14 protein-coding genes are annotated in these 16,457 nt (G+C 63.2%); 10 read left to right on the top strand and 4 right to left on the bottom strand.

Features of this window, described 5'->3' with window-relative positions; all coding sequences use genetic code 11:
* Position 1: 1 nt before the first annotated feature.
* The 4 genes from CLU85_RS12795 to CLU85_RS12780 all read left to right on the top strand — a co-directional run bounded on the left by CLU85_RS12795 (position 2) and on the right by CLU85_RS12780 (position 4,910).
* Positions 2–922: an amidohydrolase gene (locus CLU85_RS12795; protein ID WP_100410590.1), complete on the top strand. Its 921-nt coding sequence runs from the start codon at positions 2–4 to the stop codon at positions 920–922.
* A 106-nt stretch (positions 923–1,028) separates the two neighbouring features.
* Entirely contained in the window at positions 1,029–1,946 is a 918-nt protein-coding gene (locus tag CLU85_RS12790) for an SMP-30/gluconolactonase/LRE family protein (protein WP_100412529.1), read from the top strand.
* Positions 1,947–2,211: 265 nt separating this feature from the next.
* Positions 2,212–4,353 carry a catalase/peroxidase HPI gene (gene katG, locus CLU85_RS12785; RefSeq protein WP_198509185.1) on the top strand — a complete coding sequence of 714 codons (2,142 nt, stop codon included), beginning with the start codon at positions 2,212–2,214 and terminating at the stop codon, positions 4,351–4,353.
* A 164-nt stretch (positions 4,354–4,517) separates the two neighbouring features.
* Positions 4,518–4,910 carry a carboxymuconolactone decarboxylase family protein gene (locus tag CLU85_RS12780; RefSeq protein ID WP_100410588.1) on the top strand — a complete coding sequence of 131 codons (393 nt, stop codon included), beginning with the start codon at positions 4,518–4,520 and terminating at the stop codon, positions 4,908–4,910.
* Between the two features lie 15 nt (positions 4,911–4,925).
* Here CLU85_RS12780 and CLU85_RS12775 read toward each other — a convergent pair whose 3' ends face one another.
* Entirely contained in the window at positions 4,926–5,471 is a 546-nt protein-coding gene (locus tag CLU85_RS12775) for a PAS and helix-turn-helix domain-containing protein (RefSeq protein ID WP_100410587.1), read from the bottom strand.
* Positions 5,472–5,547: 76 nt separating this feature from the next.
* Here CLU85_RS12775 and CLU85_RS12770 point away from each other — a divergent pair, with 76 nt between their 5' ends.
* A complete protein-coding gene (locus CLU85_RS12770; RefSeq protein WP_100410586.1) occupies positions 5,548–6,255 on the top strand; it encodes a CoA transferase subunit A in 708 nt (235 codons plus the stop codon).
* Between the two features lie 65 nt (positions 6,256–6,320).
* Positions 6,321–6,962, top strand: a complete 642-nt coding sequence (locus tag CLU85_RS12765) for a CoA transferase subunit B (protein ID WP_100410585.1) — start codon at positions 6,321–6,323, stop codon at positions 6,960–6,962.
* A 119-nt stretch (positions 6,963–7,081) separates the two neighbouring features.
* On the opposite strand, the gene CLU85_RS12760 is transcribed toward CLU85_RS12765, so the two are convergent.
* Complete coding sequence (locus CLU85_RS12760; protein WP_100410584.1) at positions 7,082–7,375, bottom strand: DUF4148 domain-containing protein; 294 nt, start codon at positions 7,373–7,375, stop codon at positions 7,082–7,084.
* Between the two features lie 82 nt (positions 7,376–7,457).
* Positions 7,458–7,745 (bottom strand): DUF4148 domain-containing protein, encoded by a 288-nt coding sequence (locus CLU85_RS12755; protein ID WP_100410583.1) that lies wholly within the window; start codon positions 7,743–7,745, stop codon positions 7,458–7,460.
* A gap of 479 nt (positions 7,746–8,224) precedes the next feature.
* Here CLU85_RS12755 and CLU85_RS12750 point away from each other — a divergent pair, with 479 nt between their 5' ends.
* The 4 genes from CLU85_RS12750 to CLU85_RS12735 all read left to right on the top strand — a co-directional run bounded on the left by CLU85_RS12750 (position 8,225) and on the right by CLU85_RS12735 (position 15,818).
* On the top strand, positions 8,225–9,541 hold the full coding sequence (locus CLU85_RS12750; RefSeq protein ID WP_232727816.1) for an HD-GYP domain-containing protein: 1,317 nt from the start codon (positions 8,225–8,227) through the stop codon (positions 9,539–9,541).
* Positions 9,542–10,004: 463 nt separating this feature from the next.
* Complete coding sequence (gene imuA, locus CLU85_RS12745; protein ID WP_100410581.1) at positions 10,005–10,877, top strand: translesion DNA synthesis-associated protein ImuA; 873 nt, start codon at positions 10,005–10,007, stop codon at positions 10,875–10,877.
* Positions 10,840–12,504 carry a DNA polymerase Y family protein gene (locus tag CLU85_RS12740; protein WP_100410580.1) on the top strand — a complete coding sequence of 555 codons (1,665 nt, stop codon included), beginning with the start codon at positions 10,840–10,842 and terminating at the stop codon, positions 12,502–12,504. Before imuA ends, CLU85_RS12740 begins: the two co-directional genes overlap by 38 nt.
* A complete protein-coding gene (locus CLU85_RS12735) occupies positions 12,504–15,818 on the top strand; it encodes an error-prone DNA polymerase (RefSeq protein ID WP_100410579.1) in 3,315 nt (1,104 codons plus the stop codon). The genes CLU85_RS12740 and CLU85_RS12735 overlap by 1 nt, the downstream gene beginning before the upstream one ends.
* 73 nt (positions 15,819–15,891) lie before the next feature.
* On the opposite strand, the gene CLU85_RS12730 is transcribed toward CLU85_RS12735, so the two are convergent.
* Positions 15,892–16,353, bottom strand: a complete 462-nt coding sequence (locus tag CLU85_RS12730; RefSeq protein ID WP_100410578.1) for a peptidoglycan DD-metalloendopeptidase family protein — start codon at positions 16,351–16,353, stop codon at positions 15,892–15,894.
* Positions 16,354–16,457 lie beyond the last annotated feature (104 nt).

Here is a 16,457-nt window from a genome sequence, read left to right as displayed (position 1 = left end):
CATGCCCTTACCAGCGCTGATCACGCCCGTGCCGCACTCGGTGGGCCTGAACCGCCCGCAGCGCCTGTTGCCGCCCGGTGCATGCGACAGCCACATGCACATCTTTGACCCGCGCTTTGCGCCGTCAGCCCACTGGCCGCGCACGCCACCGGTGGCGCCCGTGGCGGTGTACCGGCAGCTGCAGGTGCGCCTGGGCACCACACGCACGGTGGTGGTCACGCCATCGACCTACGGCACCGACAACGCCTGCACGCTCGATGCGCTGGACCAGTTGGGCGACGCTGCGCGCGGCGTCGCCGTGGTGGGTGACGACGTGAGTGCCGAAGAGCTGAGCCGCCTGGCCGCACGCCGTGTGCGCGGGCTGCGCGTCAATTTCGTCTCGCCCCAATCGTGGGGCACCACCACGCCCGCCATGCTGGCCACGCTGGCGCGCAAGGTGGCGGAGCACCCGGCGTGCGCGGGCTGGCATATCCAGATCTTTGCGCACCCTGAGCAACTCATCGCGCTCGCCCCCCAGTTGCACACCCTGCCTGTGCCCCTGGTCATCGACCACCTGGGCCGCATCGACCCGGCCGAAGGCCCGGCTGCAAAGGCTTACCGCGTGGTGCGTGGCCTGCTGGATGGGGGCAATACCTGGGTCAAGCTCTCGGGCGCGTACATGCGCTCGACGGTGCATGGCCCGAGTTTTGCGGATACGTTGCCGCTGGGCCAGGCCTTGGTGCAGGCCGCACCCGACCGGCTGGTGTGGGGCAGCGACTGGCCGCACACCACCGAGGCACCCGGCACCGTGAACGATGCAGCGCTGGTGGACTTGCTACAAGCCTGGGCTGGCAGCGACGCCGCCATGAACCACATCCTGGTCGACAACCCGGAGCGGCTGTATGGTTTCGATGCCGCCCCCACCGCCTCCAGGCTATTTTGAGCAAGCATCTTTGCACTTGAAACATCCGTTTGGGCTGAGCTTGTCGAAGCCTTGCGCGGCGCTTCGACAAGCTCAGCGTGAACGGTTTGCTAATGAAAGAATGACCATGTTTTTGCTGCAAGCCCCTGAGGTCCGTGACCTCGATGTCTTTACCTCCATGCCCGAGCGCTTTCGCCGCCGCGAGCGCAGCGATTGGGCCGACGCCAACCGGGGCGGCACCATCACCGATTCGTTCCTGGAAGGCCCGGTGTTCGACGACGCCGGCAACCTGTATGTGAGCGACATCCCCTGGGGCCGTGTCTTTTGCATCAATCCGCAAGGGGAGTGGGCGCTGGTGGCCGAGTACGACGGCGAGCCCAATGGCATGAAGTTCATGGATGCTGGCACGCTGCTCATCACTGACTACAAAAACGGGCTGATGCAGCTCGATGTGGCCAGCGGCAAAGTCACTCCGTACCTGGAGCGCCGCAACAGCGAGCGTTTCAAGGGCGTGAACGACCTGATCTTTGACGCCGAAGGCAATCTTTATTTCACGGACCAGGGCCAGAGCGGCCTGCACGACCCGAGTGGTCGCCTGTACCGCCTGCGGCCCAATGGTCAGCTCGATTTGCTGCTGCACAACGTGCCCAGTCCCAACGGTGTGGCCCTGTCGCCCGATGGCCGCGTGCTGTATCTGGCCGTGACGCGTGGCAACTGCGTGTGGCGCGTACCGCTGCTGCCCGATGGCAGCGTGGCCAAGGTGGGGCAGTTCTTCACTTCATACGGCCCCAGCGGCCCCGATGGGCTGGCGGTGGACGGGGCAGGGCGCCTGCTGGTGGCCAACCCGGGCCTGGGCTATGTGTGGGTGCTGAACCACCGGGCCGAGCCGGAATATGTGCTGCGCGGCCCCGCTGGGTCCTCCACCACCAACCTGGCTTTCGGCGGAGAAGCGCGCCGAGAGGTGTATGTGACCGACTCGACGCACGGCCAGATCCTGTGCGCGGACCTGGACACGCCCGGCCTGGCGTTGGCACGGCCGCGCTGAGTGGCTGCGGCTGCATTTTGAGAAAAGGCGTGCAGATGACATGCCCATTGCGCTTGAAGTGCATATGGATAAAGCGCTGAGTGCTATCAAAATGATGAATTGGAGGTGCTGCACATTCTCCTTTCTGGCTATCCTTTGAACTGTTTTGTTAATAAAAAACTATCAATGTATTTGTATTAATTGACTTTTTGTTTCAGGTGCGGCTCCCTATCATTTGGGCTGTATCCCGCCACAACGGCCCCCTATGCAATCCAAGGAGCGCTCCATGACCCAAGAAGCTAAATGCCCATTCCATGCCGCTGGTGCCAGCAACAGCACCACCACCCGGGACTGGTGGCCGAACCAGTTGCGCGTGGACTTGCTGAACCAGCATTCCGAGCGCTCCAATCCCCTGGGCCAGAAGTTCAGCTACGCCCAGGAGTTCAAGAAGCTTGACTACGCTGCGCTCAAGGGCGACCTCAAGGCGCTGTTGACAGATTCGCAGGACTGGTGGCCAGCGGACTGGGGCAGCTATGCCGGTCTGTTTATTCGCATGGCCTGGCACAGCGCCGGCACCTACCGCACGGTGGACGGCCGTGGTGGTGCCGGGCGTGGTCAGCAGCGTTTTGCCCCGCTCAACAGCTGGCCCGACAACGTGAGCCTGGACAAGGCGCGCCGCCTGTTGTGGCCGATCAAGCAGAAGTACGGGCAAAAAATCTCCTGGGCCGACCTGATGATCCTGGCAGGCAACGTGGCGCTCGAAAACTCCGGCTTTCGCACCTTTGGTTTTGCCGCTGGCCGCGAGGACGTGTGGGAGCCCGACATGGACGTGAACTGGGGCGACGAGAAAGCCTGGCTGACACACCGCAGCCCTGAGGCCCTGGCCCAGAACCCGCTGGCGGCCACCGAGATGGGCCTTATCTACGTGAACCCCGAAGGCCCCAATGCCAGTGGCGACCCGCGCTCTGCGGCTGCAGCCATCCGTGCCACCTTTGGCAACATGGCCATGGACGATGAAGAAATTGTGGCGTTGATCGCCGGTGGCCACACGTTGGGCAAGACCCATGGCGCCAGCGCCGCCAGCCATGTGGGCGTTGACCCAGAGGGCGCGTCCATGGAGCAGATGGGCCTGGGTTGGACCAGCAGCCATGGCAGCGGCAGTGGAAGCGACGCCATCACATCGGGCCTGGAGGTGGTGTGGACCCAGACGCCTACCCAGTGGAGCAACCATTTCTTCGAAAACCTGTTCAAGTACGAATGGGTGCAGACGCGCAGCCCTGCTGGCGCCATCCAGTTCGAGGCCAAGGATGCGCCCGAGATCATTCCCGACCCCTTCGACCCGGCCAAGAAGCGCAAGCCCACGATGCTGGTCACCGATCTCACGCTGCGCTTCGACCCTGAGTTCGAGAAGATCTCGCGCCGTTTCCTGAACGACCCACAGGCGTTCAACGAGGCTTTTGCCCGCGCCTGGTTCAAGCTGACCCACCGCGACATGGGCCCCAAGGCGCGCTACATGGGCCCCGAAGTGCCGAAGGAAGAGCTGGTCTGGCAAGACCCGCTGCCCGCACAGCAACACAAGCCCACGGCGGCGGACATCGCCGAGCTGAAGTCAAAGATCGCGGCCTCGGGTCTCTCGGTGAGCGATCTGGTGTCGGTGGCCTGGGCCTCTGCCTCCACCTTCCGGGGTGGGGACAAGCGCGGTGGCGCCAACGGTGCACGCCTGGCACTGGCACCACAAAAGGATTGGGCGGTGAACACCATTGCCGTGGGTGTGCTGCCCAGGTTGCAGGCCATTCAGCAGGCGTCTGGCAAGGCCTCGCTGGCCGATGTGATCGTGTTGGCCGGTGTGGTGGGCGTGGAGCAGGCCGCACAGGCTGCCGGTGTGGCGGTGGATGTTCCCTTTGCCCCGGGCCGGGTGGATGCCCGCCAGGACCAGACCGATGTGGCGTCTTTTGCCGTGATGGAACCGGTGGCCGATGGTTTCCGAAACTACCGGCGCGTGGCTGGCAGCACGAGGGCGGAGGAGTTGCTGATCGACAAGGCCCAGCAACTCACGCTGACGGCGCCGGAGTTGACGGCCCTGGTGGGCGGCCTGCGGGTGCTGGGGGCCAATTACGACGGTAGCCAGCACGGCGTGTTGACCGACAAGGTGGGGGTGCTCAGCAACGACTTCTTTGCCAATGTGTTGGACATGGGCACTGTCTGGAAGCCCGTGGATGCCACAGCCCAGGTGTTCGAGGGCCGGGACCGCCAGACCGGTGCGGTGAAATTCACGGCGACCCGCAACGATCTGGTGTTTGGCTCCAACTCCGTCCTGCGCGCCGTCGCCGAGGTTTATGCCAGCGTGGATGCCCAACAGAAGTTTGTTCAGGACTTCGTGGCGGCCTGGACCAAGGTGATGAACCTGGACCGTTTTGACCTGTCCTGACACGGCCACGAACGCCTGAGTGCGCTTCGAGCGCTGGGAGAACGCCACCTGCCTGTTGCCCCGCTGGGTCTCCGTCAGGTGGCGTTCTGTTTTCCAAGGCATCGCCTGGGGTAGGGCGGCTAACATGGCGGCCCTGTTCCTCAACGCTGTAATGGAGAGCCCGCATGACGCAACCCCCATCCACCAAGGATTTCGACAAAGGCCTGTCTACGCGCAAGCAGGTCATGGGTGAGGACTTTGTGGCCAATGCCTTTGGCAATGCCACGGAGTTCACCCAGCCGATCCAGGAGTTCATCACCCGCAATGCGTGGGGCGATGTGTGGCAACGTCCGGGGCTGGACATGAAGACGCGCAGCCTGATCACTGTGGCTTTTCTCACGGCGCTGGGAAAGCAGCACGAACTCAAAGGCCATGTGCGCGGTGCGCTCAACAACGGCGCGACCGCGGCAGAGATCCAGGAGGTGCTGCTGCACGCGAGCATTTACTGTGGCCTGCCTACGGCGGTGGAGGCCTTCCGCACGGCGGCCGAGGTGATCGACGGGCCCAAGAAGGGCTGAAGCCGACCGCTGTTTTCAGCCTCCCGCCAACAGCTTGTGCACCAGGTCGGCAGCGGTGGAGGCGTTGTACTTGCGCATGAGGCGCGCGCGGTAGATCTCCACTGTGCGGTGGCTGATCTCCAGCGCTTTGCCAATCTCCTTGGAGGTCAGGCCTTCCAGCAGGCGCGCAGCCACCTCGCGTTCGCGGCCTGTCAGCTCAGCCTTCACGGCACGCTGCGAGCTGAGGTCTTCAAAGCTCCAGATGCCGGATTCATGCGGTGTTTCGCGGTTGAGTGCACGGCCCGATACATGGCACCAGAAGACCTCGCCGTTGGCGCGTTTCATGATGCGGTTGTCGGCATAGTGCCCCTTCGCGTTCAGGATAGGCTCCATGTGCGCGCCCAGGCGCTCGTATTCGTCCACGCTCGGATAAAGGACCTGGAACGACTGGCCAATGAGCACTTCGCGCGAGGCACCAAACATCTCGCAGACATGGCGATTGCAATCGACCATGGTGCGATTGCGTGACAGCACCAGCCCCACGGGGGCCATGTCGAAAGCAAGTCTGTAATCAACGTCCATAGTGCAAATCTTTACGGAAAACTACTTATTCTGGTACGTAGTATCGTAGCGCATCCAAATTCACAAGGAGATCGTGGTGAACAAGTTATTCCCCTCCGCAGCCGAGGCCCTCAAGGGCGTGGTTGCAGACGGCCAGCTCATGGCCGTGGGTGGCTTCGGGCTGTGCGGCATTCCGGAAGCCCTGATCGACGCTTTGCGCGACTCGGGGGTCAAAAACCTCACCGTAATCTCCAACAACGCCGGGGTGGACGGCTTTGGTTTGGGCAAGCTGCTCGAAACCCGCCAGATCAAGAAAATGATCTCGTCTTACGTGGGCGAGAACAAAGAGTTTGAACGCCAGTACCTGGCAGGCGAACTGGAGCTGGAGTTCACGCCCCAGGGCACGCTGGCAGAAAAGCTGCGCGCCGGCGGTGCCGGCATTCCGGCGTTTTTCACCAAAACCGGCGTGGGCACCATCGTGGCCGATGGCAAGGAGCTGCGTGACTTTGATGGCGAAACCTATGTGATGGAGCGCTCGCTGGTGCCCGAGGTGGCGCTGGTCAAAGCCCACCGCGCTGACAAATCGGGCAACCTGCAGTTCCGCCTGACGGCCCGCAATTTCAACCCCGCTGCCGCCATGGCTGGCAAGGTCTGCATCGTTGAAGTGGAAGAAATTGTGGAGACCGGCGCGATGGTGCCTGACCAGATTCATCTGCCGGGCATCTATGTGCACCGCATCGTGCACAACCCAACCCCAGAAAAACGCATCGAAAAGCGCACGATCACTGAAAAGGCGGGCGTTTAAGCCTGCGTTTATCGAAAAGGCGGGCGTGCAAGCCTGCCGTCACCGAACAAGCTGGAGAAATACATATGTCGTGGAGTCAAGACCAAATGGCGGCCCGTGCCGCCCATGAGCTCGAAGACGGCTTTTACGTGAATCTGGGTATTGGCATCCCCACCCTGGTGGCCAATTTTGTGCCTGCTGACAAAGAAGTGTGGCTGCAGTCAGAAAACGGCATGCTCGGCATCGGCCCTTTCCCCAACGAAGACGAGGTGGATGCCGACCTGATCAATGCTGGCAAGCAGACCGTGACCACCATCAAGGGATCGTCCATCTTTGGCAGCCATGACAGCTTCGCCATGATCCGTGGCGGCAAGATCAACCTGTCCATCCTGGGTGCCATGCAGGTCAGCGAAAAGGGTGACCTGGCCAACTGGATGATCCCTGGCAAGATGGTCAAGGGCATGGGCGGGGCGATGGATCTGGTGGCTGGCGTCAAGCGCGTGATCGTGCTCATGGAGCATGTCGCCCGCAAGAAGGATGGCACTGAAGACATGAAGATATTGCCCCAGTGCACGCTGCCTTTGACAGGCGTGGGTGTGGTGGATCGCATCATCACCGACCTGGCCGTCATGGACGTGACGCCAGAGGGTCTGAAGGTGGTGGAGCTGGCGCCGGGTGTTACGTTTGATGCCCTTCAGGCCAAGACAGGCGTGACGCTGATCCAGTAATCATTCATACCTGCCCGCCGGTGTCGGCGCAGTAAAAAAGGCCGGGGCCCCTTGTGGGGCCCCGGCCTTTTGCATTTGCACTTCGCCAGCCCCCATGCATCGCATGCGGGCCCTGGAAATTACATGGCGCTGAATTCGCCCGAAGGGATCTGGCCGGTGCGCAGAGCTTCAGCAGCCTGTGCACGCACAGCAGCGCGGTCAGCCGTGGACTTGTAAGTCACGACACGCGAGCCAGCAGGCTCGATGGAACGGGTCTGGGCGACCGTAGCGGCTTCAGCAGCCACTTCAGCGCGGGTGCGGCTGGTTTCAAACTTGGTGGCAAATTGCGAAGCATCGGCTTCGTCGGCTTGTGCACCAAAAGAAGCGAAAGCGGCCACAGCGGCGATAGACAGGAAACGTGCAGTCTTGTTCATGGTGAAACTCCAGTGAAATTCAAAAAACAGGGGTGAGGTACTGACAAATACGCAAACAGGGGAACTGCGGATTCAAAAAGAATCAACCGCGCTCGCCCGAAGGGATCTGGCCAGTACGCACAGCGTCAGCAGCCTGGGCACGCACCGCAGCGCGGTCAGCCGTGGACTTGTAAGTCACGACACGCGAGCCAGCGGGCTCGATGGAACGGGTCTGGGCCACGGTAGCGGCTTCAGCAGCCACTTCAGCGCGGGTGCGGTTCGTTTCAAACTTGGTGGAAAATTGCGAAGCATCGGCTTCGTCGGCTTGTGCACCAAAAGAAGCGAAAGCGGCCACAGCGGCGATGGAGAGGAAACGTGCGGTGTTGTTCATGATGAAAATCCTTGAAGTTAAAAAAGCGGCTCAATCAAACCGGAACGGCTGCAAAACAAAGAAGGGCTGCTGAACCGGGTTCGGTGAGTCGCCTTGCGGGTTCGGCTCATCGATGGGTTGAACTGTACGCCGATGGTGTTCAGAGAAAAACCACTGGGTCGCGAACTAACTGTTCCAGTATTGGAAACAATCAATGAGGAACTTTTCAGGGTTTACCCATGCCTGAGTGCCAATGGCCATCAAAAAGATGGCTTCAGACCCCAGCGTTCCATGCAAACCCTGATTCAGATTTGGGACAGTCCAAAGGGGCGCCTCGTGCCGACTTCCTGCCCTTCGCCTTTGGGCTGCAGGCCTATCTGGCCGTAGTTCCAAAGCAACGCTTGATGTGCATCAAGGCCGTTCGGAGCCACGCAGTGTTTTGTGTCAGTGCCTTGCAAGAGAACGGCATATAGTCCGAGGTAACGATTTGTGTTCCTCGCATGACAGATACCCTTTTCCCTGCGGATATCGACACTACTGACAGCCCCCACTATCTGCGCGCGCTGACCGATATGGCTGACCGGCGTACGGTGGTTGCCGACGCAGCCATCTACACCGACAACGGCATCAAGTTGGTGGAAAAGGGGACCCGCATCGACAGCCGGCTTTATGACCGCCTGGTGCAGCACAAACTGCGCGAGCCCATCGACCGCCACCTGTCCATCGAGAACCCCGTGGACGTGCCCGCTTTGCTGGTGGCGGGCCAGACGCTCATTGAGCAGGAAGTGCTGCCGGGCATGCTGGTCGAGGCATTGGGGTCGGCGGCCCGGCTTTTGGCGCCGCTGCGCTCCCTGCCATTGCCGACCTCCATGGCCTGCAAGCTCACGGTGATGCGTGACCAGCGGCCCCAGCTGTTTCAGCACAGCTTGCAGATGATGACTGTGGCCGTTTTTCTGGGGATCAAGAGTGGCCTCACTGAGCGCGATTGCGGCGCGCTGGCCGCTGCCGCCTTGCTGCATGACCTGGGTGTGCTGCACATGGACCCGGCCTGGAGCGACCCTGACCACAAGGTGGTCGGTGCGCAGCGCAAGCATCTGGTGGCGCACCCGATCACCGCCATGCTGATGATTCGCGATACCCAGTCCTATTCCCGTGCCACTGAAGTGGCCGTGTTAGAGCACCATGAGCGCATGGACGGGAGCGGCTACCCCCGCGCACTGGCCGGTGCTGACATCACGCCCATGGGCCGCATTCTGCTGTTGGCCGAGGTGGTGACTGCGTTTTACGAAAAATACGACGATATGCCAGCGCAGCGTCTGTCGTTGGTGCTGCGGCTCAACCACCGTAAATTCCCGTCGGCATTGGTCGCGCATGTCCTGCCTTTGCTGCAGGAAGAGGTGACTCGCGAATCGGCCCTCATGCCCTTGGGCAATGATGCTTCGCGCCAGATTGACTTGCTGGCCGAGGCTTTTTCTTACTGGGACCAGCTCAAGGCAGCCTTGCCCCCTGCCACTGGAACTGGCACCAAGGCCCTTGAAGGTAGCGCCTTTGCATTTGCCGACTCGCGCTTGCTTGCCCTTCAAAAAGCCTTGGTGGAAGCGGGGTCACACCCTCAGCAGCAGGGCGATTTGATGGCGCAATTGCAGGGTGATGCCATCGGCATGGCCGAGGTGGCCTTGGTGGGGCGAGAGGCACTGTGGCAGTTGCAAAGCATTCTGAACGCCAGCCATCGTCGCTGGCCCAAGTTATCGGACCGTGCGACCCCTGCGGACGCTGCTGTGGCCGACTGGTGTGATTGGGCGCTGCGGAGACTGTGAAGGATGGATTGCACGTAGCCAGCCGTTTGGCGCTTCTGTGTGATCCACCCCCGGTGACAGGGTGCGTCTGGATCTTGAAATCACCGTAGGCTTTGGCGCGAAAGAGCCCATGAGCAGCGATGGTCCGGGCGGAAGTTTCTGGATGTCACTGGGTGAGCGATTCCGTCCAGGCTGCCATACCGCCTTGGGGGCAGCCCTCGCTGCGCGGAGCGCGAGACAGTGGTGCCCTTTGGCTTTTTCTCTCAATGCGGCCATCGCAACTGCGCGCATTCGTTTCGATCCGGATGCTTGCAACAGTGCGTGGGGTCCGGGTGCCGCTGACTGACCCTGTGGGGTAGTGCTTTGCGACAGGCATTCATAGCCCCATAGTCGTTCTTTTTCAGCGTCTCCCTCATGGGGTGCACATGCTTCAAAATACTGTGTATATTCACAGTATTCTTGTTTTTGAAGCCATTTCGCCACCATGTCTGCATTGCGCCTTTCCCTGCGGGTTGCGTCTGATCTTCCCGCTGTCGTGCCGGGTGTCTGGCATGCAGATACCCTGGGCATGGGCCTGCACCCAGCGCAGCCCACAGGGTATGCGCTGCTGGACACCCAGTTGCCCGGCGGAGGCTGGCCGGTGGGGGCTTTGAGCGAGGTACTGCAACCCTCGGCAGGCCTGCATGAATGGCAACTGGTGCTGCCAGCGCTGGCACAGGCTACCGCCCAGCGGGCGGGTACTGTGGTGGCTGTGGCCCCCCCCTGTGAGCCTTTTGGCCCGGCACTCACGGCGAAGGGGCTGTCGGCACAGCGGTTGTGCATGGTGCGGGCCGATAACGCCAAGGCGGCACTCTGGGCTGCCGAGCAGGCACTGCGGTGCCGCGATGTGCTGGCCGTCATGGCCTGGCTGCCGCAGGCGCAACCGGCGGCCTTGCGCAGGCTGCAATTGGCGGCGGCGCAACAACAGCAGTTGTTGTGGGTGTTTCGCCCGGCCAGCGCTGCGCTGCAGGCGTCGCCCGCCTTGCTGCGGCTGCAGGTACAAGGGCTGGCACTGCCGGGTGACGCCTCGGCATCGCCAGGGATGCAGGTGCATATCCTCAAACGCCGGGGGCCGCATCTTGCGCAGGGGCTTGATCTGCCGGCTTGTCACCCTCAGTTGGCGCAGGCGCTGACAGCGCAGGCAGAGCGCCGGCGTGCCGCACAGATGGCGGTCCATGCAACGGTAATGCATCGCAACACGGCAGTCCTTGGGGATACACGGGAGCTGTGTCAGCGCTCTGTGCCCGTGCCTGCGATGGTTGGGCCGGAGGGGAGGGAGCATGCACTGGATCGCACTGCCATTGCCATGGCTGGATGAGTCCGTAGCAAGGCGCGAAGGCGCCGGAGCAGTGGGCCCTGCGCCAGCAGCAGCTGGCAGCGGGGCGGCCCCAATGTCGCCCAGCCCGCTGGTGGCCGCTGCGGCGGGGTGGTGGGCCTTGCGTTTCACTCCGCGCGTGGCGCTGGTGGATGGTGACACCGTGTTGCTGGAGGTCTCCAGCACCGAACGGCTGTGGGGCGGGCCCGATGTTTTGTTGGCGCTGGTATTGCAGGCTTGGTCCGATGCCTGCGTTGGTTTGGCGGATGCAGCGGCAGGCGATGACGTTGGTGGACAAACAGCTGACCCGCCAACCACCGTCTGGGGCTGTGGGCCGACAGCCCTGGTGGCGCAGGCTTTGTTGCGCATGGCACAGGCGGCGGAGAGCCGGCGGCCCCACGGTCCCAGAGCCTCGGAAGGCAGCCACAAAAAGACCGCACTGGTTGATTGGCCGCAGGCGATCTCGCCGTTGTCTGACAGCGCCCTGAAGGGCTTGCCTTTGCACACTTTGACGGCCTTGCGCCCGCATGTGGCCAGCCTGGAGCACATGGGCTGCCGCACGTGGGGGTCGCTGCATGCGCTGCCGCGTGCCGGGGTGGCAAGGCGTTTTGGTGCCGGCGTGTTGCGGGTGCTGGACCAGGCGTTGGGCGATGCCCCGGAGGCGCACCGCTGGCTGGAATTGCCCGAGCAGTTTGTGCTTGCCACCGAGCTGCCTGCATTGGCAGAGTCGGCCGATGCGCTGCTGTGGAGCGCCAACCGCACCCTGTTGTCGGCCCTGCAGGGCTGGCTGCAGGGCCGACAACAGGGTGCGCTGGCGCTGGAGCTGGCCTGGCGCCACGACCTGCGGCGCATCGATGGGGTGCTGATCGCCCCTGCGCAGGCCCTGCAGGTACGCACCGCCCAGGCCACGCAAGACATGGCGCACTTGCGGCGCCTGTTGTCTGAAAACCTGGCACGCACGGCCCTGGCGGCACCGGTCAACCAGATCACGCTGCGCCTGCTGGAGTCGGCACTGTTGCCACACCGCAGCGCGAGCCTGCTGCCACCCGGTGATCGGGGTGCGGCCCATGACCATTCATCAGACGTGCAGGGCGAGGCCTTGCACCAGTTGCTGGAGCGCCTGTCAGCCCGCCTGGGGGCGGACCATGTGCTGGCCCCCGTGCTGCAGGCCGACCATCGGCCCGAGCGCATGCAGCAGTGGCGACCTGCGGCCGAGGTGTTATGCCTTGTCACGGCAGCCCGCCCTGCAATGCGTCCTGCCGTCCGGCATGTGCCCGCCAGCGTTTCGGGTGCCGCGCTGGATATGCACCCCCATGCCTTGCTGCTGCCCACCTGGCTGCTCAATCCGCCCCGCCGCTTGCTTGTGCAGGGCAACCGCCCCTGTCACCACGGTCTGCTGCGCCTGTTGGCCGGTCCCCATCGGTTCGAGGCGGGTTGGTGGTCTGCCATGGAGGACGGCGAAGATCCGGCCCGCCCCGGTGCGGGCCTGGCCTTGCGTGACTATTTTGTGGCGCACAACGATGTGGCGGGGCTGGTGTGGGTGTTCCGCGAGCGGCTGGCGCCTGTTTCTGAGGGCACACAGGCCCTGGCGCGCCCCCATCGCTGGTTTTTGCAGGGAGTTTTTGGGTGATGGCGCGCAGTGCCGCTGGGGTGGTGCCTTCGCCCCTTGCTCTGACTTCGGCCAGGGACTCCTCCGTGGCGCCGTCCGTGCCAGCCGTTGCAGCGGGGCTGCCGGGTTATGCAGAGCTGCACTGCCTGTCCAACTTCAGCTTTCAGCGCGGTGCATCCCACCCGCAAGAGCTTGTGGAGCGTGCCTTGGCGCTGGGTTATCAGGCGCTGGCACTGACGGATGAATGCTCGGTGGCGGGGGTGGTGCGGGCACATGAAGCGGCTGAAAAATCAGGCCTGCATCTCATCGTGGGCAGTGAGTTCTTGTGGGGCGATCTGCGGCTGGTGGCGCTGGCGCGCGACGCCGAGGGCTGGGGAAACCTGTGCGAGTTCATCACCGCCGCCCGCGCGGCAGCGCCCAAGGGCGAGTATCGCGTGGGGCCGGGCAGCCCGTTGGCGCTGCTGCGCGGGTGCGAGCTGCTGCTGGCCCCATGCCGCCAGCGTTTGAATGCTTCTGATTTTGTAGCTGTCAGCGCTTGTATATCAAGCGCTACAAGCCATTTTGACTCATATTTTGACGGCCATATCTGGCTGGCCGTAGAGTTGCATCTGGCGCCGGACGATGGTTTGTGGCTGGCCACGTTGCAGCGCGTGGGGGCTGTGCTCAGTCTGCCGCTGGTGGCCGCTGGCGACGTGCACATGCATGGGCGCGGGCGCAAGCCGCTGCAGGACGTCGTCACCGCCGTGCAACGGGGCTGCAGCGTGGCGGAATGCGGCTTTGCCCTGCAACCGAATGCCGAACGCCACCTGCGCCGGCGTGTGCGGCTGGCAGGCCTTTATCCGCCCGAGTTGCTGGCAGCCACGCTCACGGTGGCAGCGCGTTGCTCCTTCAATCTCAAGGAAATCAAGTACCAATATCCGCTGGAGACCGTTCCGGCTGGCATGACGCCTGCCCAGGCACTTGCCTGGCTGGCCGAGGAGGGGGCCAGGGGCCGCTATCCCCAAGGGGTGCCCGACTGGATTGCTGCGCAGATCCGCAAAGAGCTGGTGTTGATTGCACATTGCAAGTACGAGATGTATTTCCTCACCGTGCACGACATCGTGCGCTTTGCGCGCAGCGTGGGCATCCTGTGCCAGGGGCGCGGTTCGGCTGCCAATTCGGTCGTTTGTTATGTGCTGGGCATCACGGCAGTGAACCCCGCAGATTCACATCTTTTGTTCGAGCGCTTTATCAGCAAAGAGCGCAGCGAGCCGCCCGATATCGATGTGGACTTTGAGCACGACCGGCGCGAAGAAGTCATCCAGTACATCTATGAAAAATACGGCCGCGAGCGCGCCGCCATTACCGCTGTGGTCACGACCTATCGCACACGCAGCGCCTTGCGCGATGTGGGCAAGGCCCTGGGGGTGGCGCCTGCCTTGGTGGATGCCTTTGCCAAGGACCATCACTGGTTCGACGAAGAGTTTGCGACCGACCGCCTGCAGGAGCTGGCACAAGGCCTGGGTATGCCACTGCATCGGCACACGGCCACGCTGTGGCTGGAGCTGGCCGCGCAACTCAAGGGCTTTCCGCGCCATCTGAGCCAGCATGTGGGCGGATTTGTGCTCACGCAGGGCAAGCTCACGCGCCTGGTGCCGGTGGAGCCCGCGAGCATGCCAGGCCGCTCCGTCATTCAATGGGACAAGGACGACCTCGACATCATGGGGCTGCTCAAGGTCGATGTGCTGGCCTTGGGCATGCTCAGCGCGTTGCGCCGTTGCCTGGACTTGCGCTCCGCGCTGCGGGGCGAAGGCTGGCTGCTGCACGACATCCCGCGCGAAGACCCCGCCACCTACGACATGATCTGCGCGGCCGACACCGTGGGCGTGTTCCAGATCGAGAGTCGCGCTCAGATGAGCATGCTGCCCCGCCTGCAGCCGCGCGTGTTCTATGACCTGGTGGTGGAAGTCGCCATTGTGCGGCCCGGGCCCATCCAAGGTGGCATGGTGCACCCGTACTTGCAAGCGCGTGAACGCAGGCGCAGGGGCGAACCGCTGGTGCTGGAGAAAGCGGAGTTGGAAACAGCCCTGGCGCGGACGCTGGGTGTGCCCATCTTTCAGGAGCAGGTGATGCAAATCGCCATGATCGCTGCGGATTTCACGCCGGGCATGGCCGATGACCTGCGCCGCTCTATGGCGGCATGGAAGCGCAAGGGCGGCGTGCACCGTTTTGAAGAACCCCTGATGAAAGGCATGCTGGCCAAGGGCTACCGCCCTGAGTTTGCCCAGGCCATCTTCCAGCAGATGCTGGGTTTTGGTGAATACGGCTTTCCTGAGAGCCACGCCCACAGCTTTGCCTTGCTGGCCTATGCCAGCAGCTGGTTCAAGTGCCATGAGCCCGCGTGTTTTCTGGCAGCGTTGCTCAACTCGCTGCCCATGGGTTTTTACACCGCCTCGCAGCTGGTGCAGGATGCACGCCGCCACGGCCTGCGCATTCTGCCCATCGACGTGACCTGCAGTGACATCGACTGCACGCTGGAAGGCCCCGCAGAACAGCTGCGGCCCGCACGCGGACTGGGGGCACCGCCACTGCCGCAGCCCGCTGTGCGCCTGGGCCTGCGGCTGGTGGGCGGTTTGCGTGCAGATGCTGCCGAACGCCTGGCACAAGCCCGTGCCACAGGCCCCGCATTCGCCAATACCGAAGATATGGCCCTGCGCGCGCAGCTGAGCCAGCAGGATCTGCAGGTCCTGGCTGCAGCCGATGCGCTGGCGCGCCTTTCCGGCCATCGGCGCCAGCAGATGTGGGATGCTGCAGCGCAGCACACCGCGCCGGCCTTGTTGCGCGATGCACCGGTGCATGAAGCGCCGCTTCAGTTGCCCGCAGCCCCCGAGGGCGAAGAAATCCTGTTTGACTACGCCGCCACCGGTCTCACGCTGCGCCGCCATCCGCTGGCCTTGCTGCGCCCGCGCCTGGACCGCTGGCGGCTGCTGACCGCACTGCAGCTGAACACCGTGCCCCACGGCCGCAAGGTGCGCGCCTGCGGCATCGTCACCGTGCGCCAGCGCCCTGGCACAGCCAAGGGCACGATGTTCGTCACACTGGAGGATGAAACCGGCCCCGTCAACGTGATCGTGTGGCCTGCATTGGTCGAGACCTGGCGCAATGCGCTGCTGCGCTCGCAACTGCTGGCGGTAGAGGGGGTGTGGCAGTGCAGCGTGCCGGACGGCGCCGCGCCATCGTCTTCCGGCCCGGAGCCCACCGTGGTGCGCCACTTGGTGGCCCAGCGATTCAAAGACATGACGCCACTGCTTGGGCGCATGGCCCAGGCGCTGCAAGGCAGCCGGGATTTTCATTGAGGGGAAGCGCAGTTCTTTGAGCGACCAGCGCATTGGTGTTGTGCAAGGGGCCTTGTACTGTCTGGTTCGAGGTTCATTCGCCTTGGCCGTGGCGGTTTGATGCAGAGTGCGCGAGCAGGGCGTTGGGGTGTATTGAGGTCAGTGTCTGACCCCGGCAGTCACCGTTCGAGTAGATAAGCGTGAGGATCGATAGAAAAAACCGTTTTTTGTGGCCCTGCGTAGCGCCATCCACCTTCCACGGTGCGGGCAGTATTCGCCCGATGGAATGGCGCAGGTGCGGTGGCTTGCCCAGTGCGTTGCCGTTGGCGGCCAGCGTACCGATGGTCTCGCCAGACACCACGAACGACAAGGCGCCTGTTCGGATCGAGTCCAGATGCACAAAACAATGCAGCCGCCAGCGGGGTCCGAGCATGAGCACAAGCACAAGCACCACCTTGCCGTCTTTGGCGGTCTCTCCCGCGAGAAGCGAGATGCCATCCGTGGCGCTTGGCACCGGCGTGCCGGTCTTGCCAAAGATGTCGATGTCCTTGCGCACACCAGATGTTGGTAAATTTCATGCAGAGGGCCGGCGCCATGGTGCAAGAGGGCATTCTTTCGCGTCTTGTCCGCCATGAGGGGCGAGGGAGCAGGGCAATGCCT

It is taken from the genome of Acidovorax sp. 69 (genome assembly GCF_002797445.1).
In the GTDB taxonomy this organism is placed as follows: Bacteria; Pseudomonadota; Gammaproteobacteria; order Burkholderiales; family Burkholderiaceae_C; genus Acidovorax.
This window is presented reverse-complemented; position numbering and strand designations above follow the sequence as displayed.